General features: G+C 70.7%; 18 protein-coding genes and 2 pseudogenes. 8 read left to right on the top strand and 12 right to left on the bottom strand.

Annotation, left to right across the window (positions count from 1 at the left end; translation table 11 throughout):
• Window positions 1-69: 69 nt before the first annotated feature.
• Window positions 70-1,104, top strand: a pseudogene (locus A5680_RS08950) (heavy metal translocating P-type ATPase); the annotation flags it as partial.
• Here A5680_RS08950 and A5680_RS08945 read toward each other — a convergent pair.
• The 8 genes from A5680_RS08945 to A5680_RS08910 all read right to left on the bottom strand — a co-directional run bounded on the left by A5680_RS08945 (window position 1,093) and on the right by A5680_RS08910 (window position 11,033).
• Window positions 1,093-2,244, bottom strand: a complete 1,152-nt coding sequence (locus A5680_RS08945; protein WP_067818426.1) for a PPE family protein — start codon at window positions 2,242-2,244, stop codon at window positions 1,093-1,095. The pseudogene A5680_RS08950 and the gene A5680_RS08945 overlap by 12 nt on opposite strands.
• 121 nt (window positions 2,245-2,365) lie before the next feature.
• Window positions 2,366-3,505 (bottom strand): PPE family protein, encoded by a 1,140-nt coding sequence (locus tag A5680_RS08940; RefSeq protein WP_055402895.1) that lies wholly within the window; start codon window positions 3,503-3,505, stop codon window positions 2,366-2,368.
• 209 nt (window positions 3,506-3,714) lie between these two features.
• On the bottom strand, window positions 3,715-4,521 hold the full coding sequence (locus A5680_RS08935) for an MBL fold metallo-hydrolase (RefSeq protein ID WP_067818419.1): 807 nt from the start codon (window positions 4,519-4,521) through the stop codon (window positions 3,715-3,717).
• 33 nt (window positions 4,522-4,554) lie between these two features.
• On the bottom strand, window positions 4,555-4,911 hold the full coding sequence (locus A5680_RS08930) for a hypothetical protein (protein ID WP_067818415.1): 357 nt from the start codon (window positions 4,909-4,911) through the stop codon (window positions 4,555-4,557).
• Between the two features lie 590 nt (window positions 4,912-5,501).
• The gene (locus A5680_RS08925; protein WP_067818412.1) at window positions 5,502-6,818 is read right to left on the bottom strand and encodes an adenylate/guanylate cyclase domain-containing protein; all 1,317 of its coding nucleotides are present in this window, start codon (window positions 6,816-6,818) and stop codon (window positions 5,502-5,504) included.
• A gap of 125 nt (window positions 6,819-6,943) precedes the next feature.
• Window positions 6,944-7,804, bottom strand: coding sequence for an RluA family pseudouridine synthase (locus A5680_RS08920; RefSeq protein ID WP_197499754.1), 861 nt, complete (start codon window positions 7,802-7,804; stop codon window positions 6,944-6,946).
• A 7-nt stretch (window positions 7,805-7,811) separates the two neighbouring features.
• Window positions 7,812-9,566, bottom strand: coding sequence for a glycerol-3-phosphate dehydrogenase/oxidase (locus A5680_RS08915; RefSeq protein ID WP_055402905.1), 1,755 nt, complete (start codon window positions 9,564-9,566; stop codon window positions 7,812-7,814).
• Window positions 9,567-9,617: 51 nt separating this feature from the next.
• Window positions 9,618-11,033: an NAD(P)H-quinone dehydrogenase gene (locus tag A5680_RS08910; protein ID WP_055402907.1), complete on the bottom strand. Its 1,416-nt coding sequence runs from the start codon at window positions 11,031-11,033 to the stop codon at window positions 9,618-9,620.
• A 90-nt stretch (window positions 11,034-11,123) separates the two neighbouring features.
• Between A5680_RS08910 and A5680_RS08905 the strand changes: the two genes are divergently transcribed.
• Both A5680_RS08905 and A5680_RS08900 read left to right on the top strand, forming a co-directional pair.
• Window positions 11,124-11,603, top strand: coding sequence for a gamma-glutamylcyclotransferase (locus A5680_RS08905; protein WP_067818407.1), 480 nt, complete (start codon window positions 11,124-11,126; stop codon window positions 11,601-11,603).
• An 89-nt stretch (window positions 11,604-11,692) separates the two neighbouring features.
• Window positions 11,693-12,511 (top strand): alpha/beta hydrolase, encoded by an 819-nt coding sequence (locus A5680_RS08900; RefSeq protein ID WP_067818423.1) that lies wholly within the window; start codon window positions 11,693-11,695, stop codon window positions 12,509-12,511.
• Here the strand turns inward: A5680_RS08900 and A5680_RS08895 are convergent.
• The 3 genes from A5680_RS08895 to A5680_RS08885 are packed head-to-tail and all read right to left on the bottom strand — an operon-like array spanning window position 12,508 to window position 15,511.
• Complete coding sequence (locus A5680_RS08895) at window positions 12,508-13,686, bottom strand: amidohydrolase (RefSeq protein ID WP_067818405.1); 1,179 nt, start codon at window positions 13,684-13,686, stop codon at window positions 12,508-12,510. The two genes, A5680_RS08900 and A5680_RS08895, sit on opposite strands and share 4 nt — an antisense overlap.
• A complete protein-coding gene (locus A5680_RS08890; protein WP_067818402.1) occupies window positions 13,683-14,864 on the bottom strand; it encodes a M20 family metallopeptidase in 1,182 nt (393 codons plus the stop codon). The genes A5680_RS08895 and A5680_RS08890 overlap by 4 nt, the downstream gene beginning before the upstream one ends.
• A 35-nt stretch (window positions 14,865-14,899) precedes the next feature.
• Window positions 14,900-15,511 (bottom strand): cutinase family protein, encoded by a 612-nt coding sequence (locus A5680_RS08885; protein WP_369808520.1) that lies wholly within the window; start codon window positions 15,509-15,511, stop codon window positions 14,900-14,902.
• Window positions 15,512-15,634: 123 nt separating this feature from the next.
• Here A5680_RS08885 and A5680_RS08880 point away from each other — a divergent pair, with 123 nt between their 5' ends.
• Window positions 15,635-16,441 (top strand): purine-nucleoside phosphorylase, encoded by an 807-nt coding sequence (locus A5680_RS08880; protein ID WP_067818399.1) that lies wholly within the window; start codon window positions 15,635-15,637, stop codon window positions 16,439-16,441.
• 20 nt (window positions 16,442-16,461) lie between these two features.
• A complete protein-coding gene (locus tag A5680_RS08875; RefSeq protein WP_067818396.1) occupies window positions 16,462-18,042 on the top strand; it encodes a phospho-sugar mutase in 1,581 nt (526 codons plus the stop codon).
• On the opposite strand, the gene upp is transcribed toward A5680_RS08875, so the two are convergent.
• Window positions 18,039-18,662 (bottom strand): uracil phosphoribosyltransferase, encoded by a 624-nt coding sequence (upp, locus tag A5680_RS08870; protein ID WP_067818394.1) that lies wholly within the window; start codon window positions 18,660-18,662, stop codon window positions 18,039-18,041. The genes A5680_RS08875 and upp overlap by 4 nt on opposite strands.
• Window positions 18,663-18,754: 92 nt before the next feature.
• On the opposite strand from upp, the gene A5680_RS08865 reads away from it, so the two are divergent.
• From A5680_RS08865 to A5680_RS08855, 3 genes and pseudogenes are all read left to right on the top strand, one after another.
• Window positions 18,755-19,603, top strand: a complete 849-nt coding sequence (locus A5680_RS08865) for an alkaline phosphatase family protein (RefSeq protein ID WP_369808518.1) — start codon at window positions 18,755-18,757, stop codon at window positions 19,601-19,603.
• Window positions 19,604-19,655: 52 nt separating this feature from the next.
• Window positions 19,656-20,942, top strand: a complete 1,287-nt coding sequence (locus tag A5680_RS08860; protein WP_067818391.1) for a primosomal protein — start codon at window positions 19,656-19,658, stop codon at window positions 20,940-20,942.
• Between the two features lie 42 nt (window positions 20,943-20,984).
• A pseudogene (locus tag A5680_RS08855) lies at window positions 20,985-21,371 on the top strand (hypothetical protein); the annotation flags it as partial.

Raw genomic sequence — 21,371 nt, 5'->3', positions numbered from 1 at the left:
CCTGGCGATCGCGGCGCCGTCGAGCAGGGCGCGGTTCACCACCGCCCGGGCCCATTCCGGGTTGGTGTCGCGCGCGACCCGCTGCGTCGGCACGCGCCACGCACCCTGCGCCGGCTACGGGACGCCGGGCTGAACCGGCTGGTCATGCTCACCGGGGACCGCGCCGAGCCCGCCCGCGAGGTGGGCGCCGTGCTGGGCCTGGACGAGGTGTGCGCCGAACAAAGCCCGGCGGACAAGGTGGCCGCGGTGCGCGCGGAGCGGGAGCGCGCGGTGACGGTGATGGTCGGCGACGGCGTCAACGACGCACCCGCGTTGGCCGCGGCCAGCGTCGGGGTGGCGATGGGCGCCCGCGGCGCCACCGCGTCCTCGGAGGCCGCCGGCATCGTGTTGACCACCGATCGGCTGGAACGGCTCGCCGACGCGATGGACATCGCCCGCTGGTCGCGGCGCATCGCCGTGCAGAGCGCGGTCGTCGGGATGGCGCTGTCGCTGGTCGCGATGGTCGTCGCCGCCTTCGGGTGGCTGCCGCCCGCCGTTGGGGCGCTGGTGCAGGAGGCCATCGACGTCGCGGTGATCCTCAACGCGCTGCGCGCCCTGCGCGGCAATCCCGGCATCGAGGTGGACCTGCCCGCACCGACCGAACAGATGTTGCGGCGCTTCGACGCCGAACACGACGAACTTCGCGACTCTGTGGATTCGTTGCGGGACGCCGCCGACCGGTTGGCCGCGGCGGCCGACGAGTCGGCCCTGGCGGCGATCAGCCAGGCCCACCGCGTGCTCGTCGAGCGGATACTCCCGCACGAACGCGCCGAGGAGACGGAGCTCTACCCCGCCCTCGCGCACCCGCTCCGCACCAACGAAGCGACCGCCCCGATGAGCCGCACCCACGCGGAAATTCAGCGGCTCTCCGACCGGATCGGCGCCCACCTGGCGCTGGCCCACGGCGGCGGAGGGGTCGGCCCCGACCAGGTCGACGACCTCCTCGCGTGCCTGTACGGGCTGCACGCGTTGCTACGCCTGCATTTTCTGCAGGAGGAGGAGAGCTACTTCACCCTGGCCGACGATCAGCCCGGTGAACCCTTGGCGCACAAGCTATCCCGCTGACGGGGGCCGCTTCATGACCGTGCCGGGAAGCTCGGCGCCGATTTCGATGCCGTCGTAGTCTCGCCCGCCACCCTCGCGAGATCCCTTGCCGCCCAACGGCGGTCGCACCGGGGCCACCGGCAGACCCGGCAGCTGCGACCCGCCCGACGGCAGGGCGGACACCGCGGAGGCGAGTTGCACCGGCGATTGCACGCCGGACAACATCCCGACCGTTGCCGGGGGCATGCTCAGCTTCCCCACCAACACGGAGGTACCCAGCGCCCCTCGAGGTGCCAGCATCGACCCCCCTCCGTTGAGCGCGTTCGCGAGGCTGGCGTTGGCCGACGACAGCGCCGCCGAGCCCTCCGCGAGGCCCTGGCCGATGTCGGAGCCGACACCGGAAAGCGCTTTGGCCGCATTCAATTGCGCGAGGTAGCTGAGCAGGTTGACGGGGAAGCCGCCGGCGATGAACTGGTTGCCCCAGGTGCTGAAGTAACCGAACCAGCCCTTGTTCGGGTCGTAGGGAAGGACGTTCAGGGTGTCGATTATCGACCCCGATGTGGTGGCGAAAGTGCTTGCCGCGCTTTGGGTATTGCTCGCGGCCGACACCATCGCGGCCTGGGTGGCGGTGCCCGAGGGGTTGGCGACCGGCGGCGGTGGCGTGAACGGCGTGGGCTTGACAGCGCTGAGCGCGGTGGCGCTGTAGCGGTACATCGCCGCCGAGTTGCTCACCCACATGGCGTTGTACTCGGCTTCGGTCTCCGCGATCGCCGGCGCGTTGATCCCGAAGAAGTTGGTGGCCAACAACATTGCCAGCCGCGCCCGGTTGGCGGCGACAACGGAGGGGTGCACCACCGTCCAGTGCGTCAATTCGAATGCCGCCGTTACGGTTTCGACGGACGCGGCGATTTCCTGGCACTGCGCCGCGGTGGTCCGCAGCCAAGCGATGTAGGGTTCGAAAGCCCGGGCCATGGCCGTCGAGGACGGGCCCTGCCACGTTCCCGCCAGGGACGCCAGCTCCGAGGTGTAGCCACTCGCGGCCCCCTCCAGTTCGGCGGCGAGTTCCTGCCATACGCCCGCGGCTTCGATCATCGACCAGGCGCCGGGTCCGGAGTGGATCAGCGCCGAGGTGATCTCGGGCGGCAGCAGCCCGAAATCAATCATGTTCGCGCCCCACGCGACAGGGCACGCGTGAACGGCAGCCGCCGTTCAATTGCGCCGCAAATAAACTATCCGGCGGCGAGATTCTGCTTCCGGAGTAGTGAGGAACCATCGTCGTCCCTCATCCTCCGCTGGGCGGTCTGTGTATCACCTTCTTCGGGATTTCCGCCCCGTACTCAAGGTCGTCGAACTTCTGCTGCTTGCGCTTGCGCCAACCGCTGCCCGCCGAGTTGGAAGTCGGCGCCATCATCGGCATCAGCGGCATCCCGGTGAGCCCGGGTTCGGCCGGCAGGGGCGACACCGAGGACGCGAGTTGCACCGGCGTCTGCGTCGCCGGCAGCAGCCCCACCACCGCCGGCGGCGCGGTCAGCTTGCCCAGCGATACCCCGACCCCCATCGCGCCGGAGGCCGCACCGCCGGGCGCGGCCGAGACGGCCCCGGCCAGCCGGGTGATGGACGACGCCAGCGCGCCCTCGCCCTCGGAGAGCCCCAGGCCGATGTCGCCGCCCACGCCCTGCAGCGCCTGGGCGGAGGTGTTCTGCGCCAGGTAGCTGAGCAGGTTGATGGGGAACCCGGACGAGATGAACTGGTTGCCCCAGGTGCTGAAGTAGCTGAACCAACCGGCATTGGGGTCGAACGGCGTGACGCCCAGCTGGTCGATGACGTTTCCGGTGCTCGCGGCCGGGGCCAGGGCGGCGTTGGCGGCCACCACGTTGGCCTGCTTCGCCGAGGCGGACGGGTCGGCGATGGCGAGCGGCGAGTTGAACTGGGACAGCTGGCCCGTGGCCTGCGACGAGGCCGCCTGATACCGGGCCAGGGCCGCCGAGTTGTTGGCCCACATGGTCTGGTATTCGTCTTGGGTCACGGCGATCGCGGCCGTGTTCTGGCCGAACCGGTTGGTGGCCAGCAGTTGCGCCAGGCGGGTCCGGTTGGCGGCCACCACGGCGGGCAGCACCACGGCCGCGCGGACGGCGGTGAACGCGGCCGCGGCCGACTCCGCCGACGTGGCCATCTGGTGGGCCTGCTCCGCGGTGGTACGCAGCCAGATGAGGTAGGGCTGCACGGCCTGCAGCATCGCCATCGAGGACGGCCCGTCCCACGATTCGATCAACGACGACAACACGGACGCATACACCGCGACCGAGTTCTCCAGCTCGACGCCCAGACTCTGCCACGCGCCGGCAGCCTCGATCAGCGACCCTGCTCCGGGACCGGAGTGGATCAGGGTCGAGGTGACCTCAGGTGGCGCGAATAAGTCCATCACATCTCACATTGTCTACGCCGAGTACGCGGCCGGAAAATTTCGCTGACTAAGTTGCAAAGAGACCGGAAACATTACGCTCCCCCCAGGGTGCCGCCCGAATCCTTCCCCGTCGAGTACCGGATGTGACGAACGATATACCCGTGACGTTAGGGTGACCAAAGTTTTTGCCGGTGTCGGCCCTTTCAGGGCAGGTGGCGGCGGTTTTCTCAGACGGTCACCGATCCGCCGCGCGGCACCTCGATGATCCGGTCGGCCAGGTCCCGGCGCTGCATCTCCCGCGTGAAGTCGGCCAGCGGTGACGCGAAGACGCCATAGTCGTCGAAGTGCACCGGGATGGCCTTCGGCAGCCTCAGCAGGGCGACCAGCCCCGCGCCCTGACGACCGTCCATGGTTACCGTCAGGCCGAACGGAAGCCGCGTCCCGGCCGGCAGGCGGGTGCCGCCCAGGTGCAGGACGCCGGCGTCGATGCGGTCGAACCGGGCCGGGATCTCCTTGAGTTCCTCGATGAGCAGGGTGTCGCCGGAGATGTAGAGCCGGCGCGGCGGCGACCCGTCGGCCCCGGCGAATTCCACCATGGTGCCCATCACCGGCGGCAGCAACCGCTGCGTCCAGCCCGGACCATGCCGCCCCGGCAGCGACGTCATGGTGACGGTGGTGTCGCCCTTGGTGATGCTGTGCCGCCCCCAGGTGTCCAGCCCCCGTGCGTTGTCGAAGCCGCGGCGGTGCAGCCGCGTGGCGGCGTGCGGGGTGGTGACGACGGGCAGGGCGTGGTCGAGGCCGCGCTGCGACACCCGGTCCCAGTGGTCGCCATGCATGTGGGAGAGCACGATCGCGTCCACCGGCGGGAGCTCGTCGATGCGCAGCGCCGGTTCCTTCAGGCGCCTGGACACCAGCCCGTGGCCGAGGTACGCATGTTGGCCGCGGTGCAGGAAGTTGGGGTCGGTCAGCAGCGTCAGGCCGCCCGCGGCGATCAGCGTGGTGGCGTTGCCCACGAACGTAACGGTGATGTCCATCCCCGCGGGCTACCCCATCGCGGGCGGCTCACGCTAGAGGCCGGGCAAGCAGATGGGCGCCCCGTAGCAGGGCGGCGGGCCCAGCGGCCGGCGGGGGGCGTCGCCCTCCCACACGAATTGGCCGACGTTGCCCATGCCCCCGACCGGGACCCAGTACCAGTGGTGGCAGACACCCATGTCCCACCGGACATCCGGCATGGGCAACGGCTGCCCCGGGCACCAGTCGTGCGGGACGGTGAAGTTGTCCAGGGGCAATGGGCCGATGACTTGCGGGGCGGGACCGGGCTGCGCCTGGGCGGCGCCCGCCGCCAGCCCCAAACCGGCTACCACCACGCCGCCGCACAGCAAAGCCCCGGTGATGACCTTCCTGACCGTGTGATTGTTCGACATTGCCTCGCCTTCCCTAGGCCTACCCGCCGCCGATTACGGTGTCCCTGAACACATGAACGGGAAACCGCACCATGGCTTCTGCGTCGCGTCGGGCGGCGGTGCGTCGGGGCCGTCCCACGTGGTGGGCCCGACGTTTCCGTGCCCGTAGTAGACGCTCCACCAGGTGTGGCAGACGTTCCTGTCCCAGTTGACCCCGGCCCCCGAGAAAGGGCATCCCGGACCGGGGCCTTGGGGGTGTCCGTCTTGTTGTCCGGGGCAGCATGTCCACGGCCCCATATACGAATCGGCCTGGGCGGTGGGGGCGCCCGCGCCCAACAGGGCCGCGGCGATGCCACCCGACAGCAGCATTGAACCGAGCATCCTCTTCACGGTGCGATAGTGCGACACGCCCTCGCTCCCATTCCTTGACGACCCTGACGATCAGTATCGGACCGTACTGACTCAGTCGTATGGGTAATACGCGAAGTATTGGATGCGGCCCGGGCTGCTACCGATCCCAAAAACCCTGTGCCGACCGTCGTCGGAAATTCAGCCCATGTCGATCCAGGTGGTCAGCACTGCACTAGAGCCTCGGCGCCGGATTGAAAACGCTATGCGACCGCAAAGACGCGCCATTCGCCAGGCACGCCCTTGAGCTCGTACGCGCCGCGTTCCTCGAACTCAAGTCCCGACCCGATCACAAGGTCACGCAGCGTACTGGACACCAGCACCTCGTTCGGCCCGGCCAGCGCGCTCACCCGCGCGCCGATGTGCACGCCGATACCGCCGATGTCGTCGCCCCGAATTTCGCACTCGCCCGTGTGCAACCCCGCGCGCACCTCGATGCCCAACGCCTGCACCGCTTCGCGGATCGCCATGGCGCAGCGGATCGCTCGCTGCGGACCGTCGAACATCGCGAGGAAACCGTCGCCCGACGTATTCACCTCGCGACCCCGAAAGCGCGCAAGTTGCGATCGGACGACGGCGTCGTGCGCATCGAGCAACGCATGCCAGTCACGGTCTCCCATTTCGGCGGCCCGGCGTGTCGAGTCCACGATGTCAGTGAAAAGTACGGTGGCGAGCACCCGGTCGTCGGCCACGTCGGGCTGTTGCCCCGTGAGGAACTCGGCAATCTGCTGGAAGGACTCGCGCCATGGATCGACGAAGTGATACATGTTGCGGCCTGGCATCGCAACGTATTTCGCGCCGGGTATGTGGTCGGCGACGTCCTTACCCCACTCAGCCGGGATCATCACATCGTCGGTGTGTTGGAGGACGAGGGTTGGTACGTGGACTGTTGGAAGGATTGCCCGCAAGTCCATTTCGGCCACGAGAGGAAGCATGTAAGCAGCGGTTCGTGGGCTTGCCGATAGACGTTCGAACCGAGCCCACGTCGCCCGGATCTCCTCGTTCCATGGCATGTCCGGATTGAGGAGGTGATGGAGTTCTCCGCTGCCCCACAAGGCGAGCGACCAGGCGAGCGCTTCCTCCGGGGTGGGAGGCCCACGTCGTTCGTTGAGCGGATGCGCGTAGCCCTGAAGCGCGACGAGCGCGGTAGTGCGGGACGGATATGTTGCCGCGAACACCAGCGCTCCCGTCCCCAACGCGCCACAGCTCGCGACGAGGACCGCTTCATCACTTCCGAGTTCGTCGAGCACCGCAGTGATGCTGTCCGCCCATTGCTCCATGGTCGGCAGAGCGCCCGGCGCGACGGGATCAGACGCCCCGGTGCCGGGCTGGTCGAAGAAGATCAGCCGACCGAGCGATGTCATCGCTTCGACCCACCCCTGCATGGATTGCAGCTCCGAAACGACCTCACAGTTTGTGAACCAGTTCGGGACGAACACGATGTCCCGAGCGCCCGCGCCCGCCGTGCGAAAGGCGACATGCAAGTCCCCGTTCAGGGCATAGCGCGTCTCCGAGAACATTGCCGAAGTGTAAGCCGCGCAACGGTCGGTTCACGGCCGCGAGAGCGAGTTCAACCAATCGCTCATGCGTGCGGCAGTAGCACTCGAGTTCGGAGCAACGCGCGGGCGGCCTCCGAGAAAAGGGGTCAGCCCAGCGTCCGCCGACTGACGAACTCGCGGCGCTGTCCCGTCAGCGGATCGTCGAACTCGATGCGCTGCGCCAACAATCGCAGCGGCGTGCGGAAGTCATCGGCCGGCACGTCGATGACGTCGGGATACAACGGGTCACCCTCGATCGGCACCCCCAGCGCGGCCATGTGCACGCGCAGCTGGTGGGTGCGCCCGGTGCGCGGGGTCAGCCGGTACAGGCCGTCCGGGGCGACGAGTTCCACCAGCGTCTCCGCGTTCGGCACACCCGGCTCGGTGGCGGCCTGTAACACCCCGCGCCGCTTGACGATTCGGCTGCGCACCACCCGCGGCAACGCCACGGCCGGGTCGACGGCGGCGCGGGCCAGGTACGTCTTGCGCACCAACCCCCGCGCGAACAGCGTCTGATATGCACCGCGCACCTCGCGGCGGGTCGTGAACAGCAGCACCCCGGCGGTCAGCCGGTCGAGCCGGTGGGCCGGGCTCAGCTGCGGCAGGCCCAGTTCCCGGCGCAGCCGCACCAGCGCCGTCTGCGCCACATGCCGGCCGCGGGGCATGGTGGCCAGGAAGTGCGGCTTGTCGACGACCACGATGTCGTCATCGCGATGAAGGACCGGGATATCGAACGGGACGGGCACCTCGTCGGGCAGCTCGCGGTAGAGGTAGACGCTGGCGCCCGCGGGCAGCACCGTGGCCTCGTCGATCACCGCGCCGCCGGCGTCGACCACCTCTCCCGCAAGGACTTTCGACCGGGCGGCCGCGCCGAACCGGGCGGTCAGCTCGGCCAGCACCGGTCCGCCGCGCAGCCGCACCCGCGCCGGGCCCAGCCCGTCCCGCACGGGAAGTGGCGCGGGCTTCAATGCCGGCTCAATTCAGGGGTACCGGCTCGAGGATCTCGGCGCGCGCCTCCGGGGCGCTCGCCCGCAACTCGTCCGCCGACACGTCGTCGGGCTGGGCCTGCGACAGGATCTCGGCCTCCACCCGCGCGGAGTAGTTCGCCACCTCGCGCTCGACGTCCGCCGCCGACCACCCCAGCACGGGCGCGACCACGTCGGCGACCTCGCGGGCGCAGTCGACGCCGCGGTGCGAGTACTCGATCGAGATGCGCATCCGGCGGGCCAGGATGTCCTCCAGGTGCAGCGCCCCCTCGGCGGTGACGGCGTACAGCGCCTCCACCTTGAGGTAGCCCGGCGCCTCCTTGATCGGGCTGAGCAGGTCGGCGTTGCCGGCCGCCAGGCCCAGCACGTCGCCGATCAGCGAACCGTAGCGGTCCAGCAGGTGCCGCACCCGGTACGGATGCAAACCCTGCAGCGCCGCAACGTGTTCGGCCTGGTTGACCAGCGCGAAGTAGCCGTCGGCGCCCAGCAGGCTGACCTTCTCGGTGATCGAGGGCGCAACGCGGGCGGGGATGAACTCGGCCGCGGCGTCGATCGCGTCGGCGGCCATCACCCGATAGGTGGTGTACTTGCCGCCGGCGATGGCGACCAGGCCGGGCGCGGGCACCGCGACGGCGTGCTCCCGGGACAGCTTGGAGGTCTCCTCGCTCTCCCCGGCCAGCAGCGGCCGCAGGCCCGCGTACACGCCGTCGATGTCGGCGTGGGTCAGCGGGATGGCCAGCACGGCGTTGACGGTGGTGAGGATGTAGTCGATGTCGGCCTTGGTGGCCGCGGGGTGGGCCAGGTCCAGGTTCCAGTCGGTGTCGGTGGTGCCGATGATCCAGTGGCTGCCCCACGGGATGACGAACATCACCGACTTCTCGGTGCGCAGGATGATGGCGACGTCGCTGACGATGCGGTCGCGCGGCACCACCACGTGCACGCCCTTGGACGCGCGGACCTGAAATCGCCCGCGCTGCTTGGACAACGCCTGGATCTCGTCGGTCCACACCCCGGTCGCGTTGACCACGACGTGGCCGCGGACCTCGGTGACGGCGCCGTCCTCGGAGTCGCGCACCCGCACGCCGGTCACCCGGTCGCCCTCGCGCAGCAGCGCGACCACCTGGGTCGAGGAGCGCACCACCGCGCCGTAGTGGGCGGCCGTGCGCGCGACGGTCAGCGTGTGCCGGGCGTCGTCGACGACGGTGTCGTAGTAGCGGATGCCGCCGATCAGCGAGCTGCGCTTCAGGCCCGGGCACAGCCGCAGCGCCCCCGCGCGCGTCAAATGCTTCTGTGCCGGAACGGATTTCGCGCCGCCCAGGCTGTCGTAGAGGAAGATGCCCGCCGCGGTGTACGGGCGCTCCCACCACCGGTGGGTCAGCGGGAACAGGAACGGCAGCGGCTTGACCAGGTGCGGGGCCAGCGTGGTCAGCGACAGCTCCCGCTCGTAGAGCGCCTCGCGCACCAGCCCGAATTCCAGCTGTTCGAGGTAGCGCAGCCCGCCGTGGAACATCTTCGACGAGCGGCTGGACGTACCCGACGCGAAATCGCGGGCCTCGACCATCGCCACCTTGAGCCCGCGGGTCGCGGCGTCCAGCGCGCAACCCGAACCCACCACGCCGCCGCCGATCACGACGACGTCGAACTGCTCGGTGCCGAGCCGCTCCCAGGCCACCTCGCGATGCTGCGGTCCCAGCACGGCCGCCGGCGAGCCCAACTCGCTGGGCGCGTGGATCGGATCGGTCACGGCAGCGAACTCCTCCGGGTTACTCGTCAGTAGGACGGTGTCGAACCCAGGCTAGTCGAGATCGTCGTGGGCCATCAGGCGACGAGCGGCCTCGGTGATCGATCCGGACAACGACGGGTAAACGGCCAGCGTCTGGGCCAGCTCGTTGACGGTGATGCGGTTCTGGACGGCCACGGCGATCGGCAGGATCAGCTCGGAGGCGATCGGCGCCACCACCACACCGCCGATCACCACGCCGGTGGACTTGCGGCAGAACACCTTCACGAAACCCTGTCGCAGGCCGGACATCTTGGCCCGGGCGTTGGTGCGCAGCGGCAGCGTGATCGTGCGGGCCGACACCGAGCCGTCGTCGATCATGGTTTGCGGCACGCCGACGGCCGCGATCTCGGGCCGGGTGAACACCGTCGCCGCCACCGTGCGCAACCGGATCGGGCTGACGCCCTCGCCCAGCGCGTGGTACATCGCGATCCGGCCCTGCATGGCGGCCACCGAGGCCAGCGGCAGCAACCCGGTGCAGTCGCCGGCCGCGTAGATGCCGGCCACCGAGGTCCGCGACACCCGGTCCACGGTCAGGTAGCCGCCGCGGCCCAGCTCGATGCCCACCCGGTCCAGGCCGAGGCCGCCGGTGTTGGGCACCGAGCCGATGGTCATCAGGGCATGGCTGCCCTCGACGGTGCGCCCGTCGGCCAGGGTGACCAGCACGCCGTCTCCCGCGCGGGTGACCGACTGGGCGCGGGCGTTCTTGACCAGCTGGACGCCGCGCTCGGAGAACGCCTCCTCCAGGACCGCGGCGGCGTCGGCGTCCTCGTAGGGCAGCACCCGGTCCCGGCTGGCGACCACCGTCACCGGCACGCCCAACTCGGTGTAGGCGTGCACGAACTCGGCGCCGGTGACGCCCGACCCCACCACGATGAGGTGTTCGGGCAGGGCCTCGAGGTTGTAGAGCTGCCGCCAGGTCAGGATGCGCTCGCCGTCGGGCTGGGCCGACGGCAGGATCCGCGGGCTCGCGCCGGTCGCGATCAGCACCACGTCGGCCTCGTACTCGCTGGTGGTGCCGTCCGGGGCGGTGGCCTTGAGGCGGTGGCACGCCAGCCCGGGCGTGGGGTCGATCAGCTCGCCGCGGCCGGCGACCACGTGCACGCCCATGCCGAGCAGTTGTTCGGTGATGTCGGCCGATTGCTCGGTGGCGAGTTGCTTGACCCGGGCGTGAATCCGCGGCAGCGAGATCTTGGCGTCGTCGATGTCAATGTCGAAACCGAGCCGCGGCGCGCGGCGCAACTCGGTGCGCAGCCAGGTCGAGGCGATGAACGTCTTGGACGGCACGCAGTCGTCCAGCACGGCAGCGCCGCCGATGCCGTCGGAGTCGATCACGGTGACGTGGGTGGTGTCGGGGTGGGAGGTGGCGGCCACCAGCGCGGCTTCGTAACCGGCCGGGCCGCCACCGAGGATCACGATGCGGGTCACCACAGCCCCAACCTAGCGGGGGAACATGGGCACCCGCAGCGCGGCGACCCTCGTGACAAGACCGCCCGTGCGCGTGACGTCTAAGATTTCCCCGTGCCGATCTACGCCGCCTACGGGTCGAACATGGATCCTGAGCAGATGCTCAAGCGGGCACCCCATTCGCCGATGGCCGGAACCGGCTGGTTGCACGGCTGGCGGCTGACGTTCGGCGGCGAGGACATCGGGTGGGAAGGCGCGCTGGCCACCATCGTCGAGGATCCGACGTCCAAGGTGTTCGTCGTCCTCTACGACATGACCCCGGCCGACGAGAACAACCTCGACCGGTGGGAGGGCTCGGAATTCGGCGTGCACAAGAAGATCCGCTGCCGGGTGGAACGCATCTCGTCGGACACCAGCACGGACCCCGTGCTGGCGTGGCTGTATGTGCTCGACGCCTGGGAGGGCGGCCTGCCGTCGGCGCGATATCTTGGTGTGATGGCCGATGCGGCCGAAATCGCCGGAGCGCCAGCCGATTACGTTCACAACCTACGGACCAGGCCGGCCCACAACATCGGCCCGGGCACCGGCGCGTAGGGCCCGTGTCGATCCTGTCCACGCCGGTGGTCGCCGACGCGCTGGCGCGCGCGTTCGCCGCCGTCGTCAACCCGGCCCCCAAGGCCGCCGTGCGCTTCCCCGAGATTCCCGGCGAGACCTCGCAAGTCACCATCCCCACCCGGCACGGCCCGGTGCCGGCGACCGTCTACCACCCGACGGCCGACACGACGAGCCCCCCGGTGTACGTCAACGTGCACGGCGGCGGCTTCGTGATCGGGCATCCACAACAAGACGACCCGTGGTGCCGCTACCTGGCGGCCCACGCGGGCGCGGTGGTGGTCAACCCGGACTACGTGTTGGCGCCGCGGCACCGCTTCCCCGCGGCACCGCTTCAGGTCTACGACATCGTGCGCTGGGCGGCCGCCCCGGACCGGGACTGGGACGGCACGCGGCTGTGCGTGGGCGGCCAGAGCGCGGGCGGCAACCTCAGCGCGGCGGCGGCGCGGCTGGCGCTGGAGAACGACGGCCCGCGAATCGCCCTGCAGGTGTTGCACTATGCGCCGCTTGACCTCGTGACGCCCACCCGCGACAAGCCGTCCGCGATCGGCCAGCGGGCGATCATGAAACCGTGGATGGGCGAGGTCTTCGACACCGCCTACGTGCCCGACCCGGCGCTGCGCCGCGACCGGCTGGCCTCACCGGCGTGGGGCTCCAACGCCGACGGGATCGCCGGCATCGCGCCCGCGCTGGTCGTGACGGCCGAACACGACCGGCTGCGCGACGAAGCCCGCCGATACGCGGAGCGGCTCGACGCCGTCGGGTCGCTGGCGGAGTACTACGAGGTGGCCGGGGTCGACCACGGCTACAACATCATGAGCGGGGCGGCCGACGTCACGCGGCGAAGCTACGCCCGGATCGTCGAGCACGTCGCGCGCGCGACGGGCTAGGGCGACGGGAACGCCGCCGACTGCTCGACGATGTTGACCATCACGCGCAGGCCGATCGCCAGCGCCCGCTCGTCCAGGTCGAACGTCGGCTGGTGCAGATCCAGCTGCGGCCCCCGGCCCGACCAGACGCCCAGCCGGGCCATCGCGCCGGGAATCTCCTCGAGATACCAGGAGAAATCCTCGCCGCCGCCGGACTGGCGGGTGTCGGCCAGCGCGTCCGGGCCGATGGCCTCGATCGCGTGGGTGAGGATGCGCGTCGAGACGTCCTCGTTGACCACCGGCGGCACGCCGCGCCGGTACTGCAGCGTGTGCTCGATGCCCAGCGGCGCGAGCAGCGCCGACACCGTGTCGCGGATGATCTCCTCGAGGCCCACCCAGGTCTGCCGGCTCGCGGTGCGGACCGTGCCGCCCAGCACCCCGGTCTGCGGAATGGCGTTGGCGGCCACTCCCGCGTTGACCGCCCCCCACACCAGCACCGTCCCGTTGCGCGGGTCGATGCGCCGGGACAGCACGCCGGGCAGCCCGGTGATCAGCGTGCCCAGCCCGTAGACCAGGTCGGCGGTCAGGTGCGGGCGCGAGGTGTGCCCGCCCGGCGAATGCAGCGTGATCTCGATCTGGTCGGCCGCCGACGTGATGGGGCCGTGCCGCACGGCGATCTGGCCGACCTCGAGCCGCGGGTCGCAGTGCAGGGCGAAGATCCGCGACACCCCGGTGATCGCCCCGGCGGCGATCGCGTCGATGGCGCCGCCGGGCATCAGCTCCTCGGCTGCCTGGAAGATCAGCCGCACCCCGACCGGCAGTTCGGGCACCGACGCCAGGGTCAGCGCGGTGCCGAGCAGGATGGCGGTGTGGGCGTCGTGGCCGCAGGCGTGCGCGACGTTGGGCATCGTGGAGGTGTAGGGGGCGCCGGTCCGCTCGGCCATCGGCAGCGCGTCCATGTCGGCCCGCAGCGCGATCCTCGGCCCGTGGTCGGGGCCGAGATCGCAGACCAGCCCGGTGCCGCCGGGCAGCACCTTCGGGTTGAGCCCGGCGTCGGCCAACCGCTCGGCCACGAACTGGGTGGTGGCGTACTCCTGCCGGCCCAGCTCGGGGTAGCGGTGGATGTGCCGGCGCCATTCGACGAGGTCGTCGTGGTGGGCGGCCAGCCAGGTGGTGGCGGCGTCGGCGAGGCTCATGCGCTCGCCCGCCGTTCGTGCGCGGCCAGCACCCGGTCGCGCTCGGCCGGCGTCTGGGCCAGCTGAACCACCGTGCGGGCCAGCATGATCGCGCCCTCGACGACGGCGCGGTCGGCGCTGGGACCGGCGGCCGCGGTGGCGAACGCGCGCTGGTGAACCATGGCGCCGCCGGCGTCGACCCCGACCACCGGGTGAATGCCCGGCAGCACCTGGGTCACGTTGCCCATGTCGGTGCTGCCCATCGGCAGCGCCGCCTCGAACTCGCGGGCCACCGGCTCGCGCCCGAGCCGGCGCATCTCCTCGCGGAAGACGTCGGCCAGCCATTCGTCGGGCTTGAGTTCGTCGTATGCCGGTGCGGGACTGTCGATTTCGTATTCGCAGCCGGTGGCCAGCGCGCCCGCTGAAAAGCACGCGTACATCCTGCCCTCCAGCTGTCGCAGCGAATCCGATTCGACCGCCCGCATCGCATATTGCAGCGTGGCATGCCCGGGAATGACGTTGACGGCCTGCCCGCCGTCGGTGACGATCCCGTGCACCATCTGGCCCGGGGCCAGTTGCTGACGCAACAACCCGACCGCCACCTGCGCGACGGTGACGGCGTCGGCGGCGTTGACGCCCAGATGCGGCGCGACGGCGGCGTGGGATTCCTTGCCGCGGTAGTTCACCGTCGCCTCCGACAGCGCCAGCGAGCGGGCGGCGGCGATGTCGGCGGGCCCGGGATGCAGCATCACCGCCGCCGCGACGTCGTCGAACACCCCGGCGCTCAGCAGCAGTGCCTTGCCACCGCCCGCCTCCTCGGCGGGGGTGCCGATGAGCGCGACCCGCAGCCCCAGGTCATCGGCCACCTCGGCCAGCGCCAGCGCGGTGCCCACGGCCGACGCCGCGATGATGTTGTGGCCGCAGGCGTGCCCGATCTCGGGCAGCGCGTCGTACTCGGCGCACACCCCGATGGTCAGCGTGCCGCTGCCGAAGTCGGCGCGGAAGGCGGTGTCCAGGCCGCCGGCGGCCGCGGTGATCTCGAAGCCGCGTTCGGCGACCAGCGCCTGGGCCTTCGCGCAGCTGCGATGCTCGGCGAACGCCAGCTCGGGCTCGGCATGAATGGCGTGGGACAGCTCAACCAGTTCGGAGCCTCGTCGCCGCACGACATCCTCGACGGCGTCCAATGCGGTGGTGGGCATTCTGGCAGTATCCCACCGCGACCTTTGGGCCTGGGCTATACCAGTCCGGCGATGAATCCCGCCGCCTGTCCGGGGTAGGGCGGCACACCGTAATCGTGGTGGGCATCCCGGTCGCGACCCCCGACGACGCACACCGGGTCACCGGGGCTGCAGATGTCGATGGCGCGGCCGGCGAACTGGCCCGCCGTGGACAGGGGCGTGTTGAAGCGGTTGCCGGGGTTGCCGAACACCGCTACGGCCGCGACCTTGCCGGCCAGGCCGGGGTCCAGCGCGGGAGCGGAGCCGAAGTTGCCGATGCGCTCGCCCAGCGGCGGCACCCCGGCCAGCATCGAGACCGCGGCGGCGCCCTGCGAAAAGCCGCCGAGCACGAGTTTCGTTCCCGGGCATTGCTCGACCATTTGGGCGATATGGTCGCGGGCGTCATTGGCGCCGTCGGCGGTTTGCAGGAAGTTGTAGCTGGCCGGGTAGTTCACCGGGTACGAGTCGACGCTGCGCGAGCCGAGGGCCGAGTGCAGCGCGGCCAGCAGCGCGTCTCCGGCGGCGCCGAGGCCGGGCGGCTCGGCCGTGCCGCGGGCGAAGATGAGTTGCACGTCGGGGCATTCGGCCCGCGCCGGCGCCACCGGGCCCGTGATCGAAAACAGCGACACCGCAACGGCGACCGCCAGGCCGGCGACCGACCACCTACGAAGATTCATGCGGCAGATTTTCACATATCGCTGGGCACGCCATCGCGGCGCTAACCCCGGTGACCCGCACTATGCTCGCCGACTGTGAGCGACGTCGCATCCGACCCCGGCGAACTGGCGTGGCGGGCGGCGCAAGTCATCGCCGAGCGCACCGGCGTGGATGAGCATGACGTCGCCGTCGTGCTGGGCTCGGGATGGCGCCCGGCGGCGACCGCGCTCGGCTCCCCCGGCGCCGTGCTGCCCCAGGCCGACGTCCCCGGGTTCGCGCCGCCCACCGCCATCGGGCACACGGGCGAGCTGATGTCGACGCGCATCGGCGATCGCCGGGTGCTGGTGCTCGTCGGTCGCGTGCACGCCTACGAGGGCCACGACCTCGGTCACGTGGTGCACCCCGTGCGGGCGGCCTGCGCGGCCGGGGCGCGCATCGTCGTGCTCACCAATGCGGCCGGCGGGCTGCGCGCCGACATGGCGGTCGGCCAGCCGGTGCTGATCAGCGACCACCTCAACCTGACCGCGCGGTCCCCGTTGGTCGGCCCGCAGTTCGTGGACCTGACCGACGCCTACGCGCCGCGGCTGCGGGAGCTGGCCCGTCAGGGCGATCCAGGGCTGGCCGAGGGCGTCTACGCCGGCCTGCCGGGACCGCATTACGAGACGCCCGCCGAGGTGCGCATGCTGCGGACGCTGGGCGCCGACCTGGTCGGCATGTCCACGGTGCACGAGACCATCGCGGCCCGGGCGGCCGGCGCCGAGGTGCTCGGGGTGTCGCTGGTCACCAACCTGGCCGCCGGCATCAGCGGCGAGCCGCTGAGCCACGCCGAGGTGCTCGCCGCGGGCGCCGCGTCGGCCAGCCGGATGGGCGCGCTGCTGGCCGACGTGATCGCCCGGTTCTGAGGCGATGACGCGATGACGCCATGACGCCCGACGAATGGATCGCCCACGATCCCGATCCGGCGACGGCCGCCGAGCTCGCCGCGTGCGATCCCGACGAGCTGGCGGCGCGATTCGCCCACCCGCTCACCTTCGGCACGGCGGGCCTGCGCGGCCCGGTGCGCGGCGGGCCCGACGCCATGAACGTGGCGGTGGTGTCGCGCGCCACCTGGGCGGTGGCGCAGGTGCTGGCCGGCCGCGGGCTGGCGGGCGGCACGGTGATCGTCGGCCGCGACTCCCGGCACGGCTCCGCGGTTTTCGCCACCGTGGCCGCGGAAGTGCTTGCAGCTCACGGTTTTTCGGTGCTGCTGTTCCCGGGGCCGGTGCCGACCCCGGTGGTAGCGTTCGCTGTGCGGCGCACCGGGGCCGTCGCCGGGATACAGATCACCGCGTCGCACAACCCGCCGGCGGACAACGGCTACAAGGTGTACACCGACGGCGGCATCCAGATCGTCCCGCCCACCGACCGCGAGATCGAGGCCGCGATGGCCGCCGCTCCCCCGGCCGACGAAATCGGCCGGGCGCCGGTGCAACCCGCGGCCACCGATCTGGTCGAGCGCTACATCGCGCGTGCCGCCGCCGTGCGGCGCGGCGCGGGCACGGTGCGGGTGGTCCTGACCCCGCTGCACGGGGTGGGCGGCGTGGTGGCGGTGGAAGCGTTGCAACGCGCCGGCTTCGGGCAGGTGCACACGGTCGGCGCCCAGTTCGCGCCCGACCCCGACTTCCCCACCGTCGCTTTCCCCAACCCCGAGGAGCCCGGCGCCGCCGACGCGCTGCTCACCCTGGCCGCCGACGTCACGGCCGACGTCGCGATCGCGCTGGATCCCGACGCCGACCGGTGCGCGGTCGGCATCCCTGCGGGGCCGGGATGGCGGATGCTGTCCGGAGATGAAACCGGTTGGCTGCTCGGCGATTACATCCTGTCGCGGGTCGCCGATCCACCGACGGCAATGGTGGCCAGCACCGTGGTGTCGTCGCGCATGCTGGCGGCGATCGCGCGCGAGCATGGAGCCACCCACGTCGAAACGCTCACCGGTTTCAAGTGGCTGGCGCGCGCCGACGCGGGGGTGCCCGGCGGCACCCTGGTGTACGCCTACGAGGAGGCGATCGGGCACTGCGTCGACCCGGACGCCGTGCGGGACAAGGACGGCATCAGCGCCGCGGTGCTGGTGTGCGACCTTGTGGCCGCCCTGAAAGACCGGGGCCGTTCGGTTTCCGACGCGCTCGACGAACTCGCCGAGCGCCACGGCGTGCACGACGTCGCGGCGGTGTCGCGGCGGGTCGCCGACGTCGCCGAGGCCGCCGAGTTGATGCGGCGGCTGCGGTCGACGCCGCCGGAAACGCTGGCCGGTTTCACCGCCACCCTCACCGACATCACCGACGCGCTGATCTTCACCGGCGGTGACGACGACACGTCCGTGCGGCTGGTGGTGCGGCCGTCCGGGACCGAGCCAAAGCTGAAGTTCTACATCGAGGTTCGCCGCGCGGTGACGGCCGGGCTGCCCGCGGCCCGGCAACGGGCCGCCGCGTTGCGCGAGGCGCTGGTGCAGCAGGTTATGGGCTAACGCGGCCCGTATTGGCGGTCGCCGGCGTCGCCGAGACCCGGGACGATGTAGGCGTTTTTGTTGAGCCCGCCGTCGACGGCCACGGTGAAAAGGCGCGCCGCGGGGGCGGTTCGCTCAAGCGCCGCAATGCCTTCCGGCGCGGCAACCGCGCACAAAACCGTGATTTCGGTCGCCCCGCGCTCCAGCAGCAGCCCGACGGTGTGCTTCAGCGAGCCACCGGTGGCCAGCATCGGATCGAGGACGATCACTGGAACACCGGACAGGTCGTCGGGCAACGACGCGAGATATCCCGTCGCGCAATGGGTTTGCTCGTCGCGGGCCACGCCAACGAAGCCCACCCGCGCCTCCGGAAGCAGCTCGAGGGCGCGCTCGAGCATGCCCAATCCCGCGCGCAGCACCGGCACCAACAGCGGCGGGTTGGCCAGCCGCACCCCGACCGTCTCGGCCAGCGGCGTACGAATTCCGAACGTCTCGCGGGCGGCGTCGCGGGTGGCCTCGTAAACCAGCATCGCGGTCAGGTCCCGCAGGCCGGCCCGGAAGTGGGCGTTGTCGGTGCGTTCGTCGCGCAACACCGTCAGCCGCGACAGGGCCAGCGGGTGATCAATGACGCGCGTGTCCACGGGATTTGAGCCTATATAACGATTGCGGCGCGCAACGCCGACACGCTCGCGCCGCCGCCCCTTGCGGGCGAATCCGCCCATATACTCCCCGCGTGCTGCGCACAATCAGAAACCTGGCCGGCGCGGCCGTGTTGACGGCGCTGGTGATCGTCCCGGCGGCCCCCCGGGTGGCCCTCGCGGCCGCCATTCCGCAGCTCGCGCACATCGTGATCGTGGTGGAGGAGAACCGCTCCGAGGCCAACATCATCGGCAACAAGTCGGCGCCGTTCATCACCGCGCTCGCCGCGGGCGGCGCCAACATGGTCCAGTCGTTCGCCGAAACCCACCCCAGCGAACCGAATTACCTCGCGCTGTTCGCGGGCAACACCTTCGGGGTGACCACCGACGCCTGCCCCGTCAACGGCGGCGCCGCCCCCAACCTGGGTTCGGAATTGCTGGCCGCGGGCCACACGTTCGTCGGCTTCGCCGAGGGCCTGCCCGCGGTCGGCTCGCCGGTGTGCAGCGCCGGCAAGTACGCGCGCAAGCACGTGCCCTGGGCCAACTTCACCAACGTGCCGCCGGCGAACTCCCTGCCGTTCTCCGCCTTCCCGATGGGCAACTACGCCAGCCTGCCCACGGTCTCGTTCGTCATTCCCAACAACGACAACAACATGCACGACGGCTCGATCGCGCAGGCCGACGCCTGGCTCAACCGCCAGCTGTCGGGCTACGCCAACTGGGCGGCCGCCAACAACAGCCTGCTGATCCTGACCTTCGACGAGGACGACGGCGGCAGCCGCAACCAGATCCCGACCGTGTTCTACGGCGCCCACGTCCGACCCGGCAATTACAGCGAGCAGATCAACCACTACAGCGTGCTCGCCACGATCGAGGAGATGTACGGGCTGCCCAAGACCGGGTACGCGGCAAGCGTGCCGCCGATCACCGATATCTGGGGCTAGCTCCGACGCCCAGCGCCCGGCACCCTGCACGGCCGTCGCTATTGTGTGCCGCATGGCTGCTGACCTCGTGCCGATCCGCCTGAGCCTCTCCGACGGCGACCGCTACACCGTGTGGGCGCCCCGCTGGCGCGACGCCGGCGACGAGTGGGAGGCGTTCCTGGGCAAGGACGAGGACCTGTACGCGTTCGCCTCCGCCGCCGACCTGGTCGCGTTCGTGCGCTCCGATACCGACAACGACCTGGTCGACCACCCGGCGTGGAAGGACCTGACCTCGGCGCACGCGCACAAGTTCGCACCGGCCGAGGACAAGCAGTTCGATCTGGTCGCGGTCGAGGAGCTGGTGTCGGAGAAGCCGACCGAGGAGTCGGTGACCGGGCTGGCCCGCACGCTGGCGCTGGTCTCGTCCATCGGGTCGGTCTGCGAGCTCGCGGCGGTGTCGAAGTTCTTCAACGGCAACCCCACGCTGGGCACCGTCTCGGGCGGGATCGACCACTTCACCGGGAAGGCCGGCCTCAAGCGCTGGAACGCGATCGGCGAGGTCATCGGGCGCAGCTGGGACGATGTCCTCGCCGCGATCGAGGACATCGTGACCACCCCCGAGGTGGACGCCAAGCTGTCGGCCAAGGCCGCCGACGAGCTCGCCGAGGAGCCCGAGGAAGAGGAGACCGAAGACGCCGAGGCCGAACCCGAGGCCGACGGCGAGACGGACGAGGCGGCCGACGAGCCCGAGGAGGCCGAGGAGGCCGAGGAGGAGACCCGCGCGGCCGGCGACACGGTGATCCTGGGCAGCGACGAGGATTTCTGGCTGCAGGTGGGCATCGACCCGATTCGGATCATGACGAGTTCTGGCACGTTCTACACGCTGCGGTGCTACCTGGACGACCGCCCGATCTTCCTGGGCCGCAACGGGCGCATCAGCGTGTTCAGCTCCGAGCGGGCGCTGGCGCGTTACCTCGCCGACGAGCACGACCACGACCTGTCCGACCTGAGCACCTACGACGACATCCGCACCGCCGCCACCGACGGCTCGCTGGAGGTCAAGGTCACCGAGGACAACATCTACGTGCTCAGCGGGCTGGCCGACGACATCGCCGACGGCCCCGACGCGGTGGACCGCGACCAGCTGGACCTGGCCGTCGAGCTGCTTCGCGACATCGGCGACTACTCCGAGGAGGCCACGGTCGACAAGGCCCTCGAGACCGGGCGCCCGCTGGGCAAGCTGGTGGCCTACGTGCTCGAGCCCGGCTCGGTCGGCAAGCCCTCGGCGCCGTACGCCCCCGCGGTGCGGGAGTGGGAGAACCTGGAGCAATTCGTCGACGGGCGGCTGCGGCGCGAATAGTCCCCCGTTTGACGGGTCCCTGAGTCTCATCTTTACTGGCGGGTGTCGCTTCCCGGGGTAGGCCCCTTACCGCTCTACGGCTTTCAGCGCCCGGGCATGCTGTTGTTCGGTTTGCTCCCGCTGGCTCTGCTCGGGGTCTACATCCTGGTCCAGGCTCGCCGCCGGCGCCGGCTGCGCCGGTTCACCGAGACGAGCGTGCCGCAGTCGCTGGCGCGTCACATCCCGATCGCGGTGTCGCTGCTCAGCCTGGTTCTGCTGACCATCGCGCTCGCGACCCCCACCCACGACATGCGCATCCCGCGCAACCGGGCCGTCATCGTGCTGGTCATCGACGTGTCGGAGTCCATGCGGGCGACCGACGTTCCCCCGGACCGGCTGACCGCCGCCAAGGAGGCCGGCAAGCAATTCGCCGACGAGCTGACGCCGGCC

Source organism: Mycobacterium sp. E2989 (assembly GCF_001667595.1).
Taxonomy (GTDB): Bacteria; Actinomycetota; Actinomycetes; order Mycobacteriales; family Mycobacteriaceae; genus Mycobacterium.
The sequence above is the reverse complement of the archived record's forward strand: the minus strand, read 5'-3'. Positions and strand labels throughout refer to the sequence as shown.

Coding starts and splice junctions, on each gene's coding strand:
- A5680_RS08940 (WP_055402895.1), bottom strand. CDS start 3,505: ATGGACTTATTCGCGCCACCTGAGGTCACCTCGACCCTGATCCACTCC.
- A5680_RS08935 (WP_067818419.1), bottom strand. CDS start 4,521: ATGGACATCACCGTTACGTTCGTGGGCAACGCCACCACGCTGATCGCC.
- A5680_RS08930 (WP_067818415.1), bottom strand. CDS start 4,911: ATGTCGAACAATCACACGGTCAGGAAGGTCATCACCGGGGCTTTGCTG.
- A5680_RS08925 (WP_067818412.1), bottom strand. CDS start 6,818: ATGTTCTCGGAGACGCGCTATGCCCTGAACGGGGACTTGCATGTCGCC.
- A5680_RS08895 (WP_067818405.1), bottom strand. CDS start 13,686: ATGAGCCTCGCCGACGCCGCCACCACCTGGCTGGCCGCCCACCACGAC.
- A5680_RS08890 (WP_067818402.1), bottom strand. CDS start 14,864: ATGCCCACCACCGCATTGGACGCCGTCGAGGATGTCGTGCGGCGACGA.
- A5680_RS08875 (WP_067818396.1), top strand. CDS start 16,462: ATGACGCCCGACGAATGGATCGCCCACGATCCCGATCCGGCGACGGCC.
- A5680_RS08860 (WP_067818391.1), top strand. CDS start 19,656: ATGGCTGCTGACCTCGTGCCGATCCGCCTGAGCCTCTCCGACGGCGAC.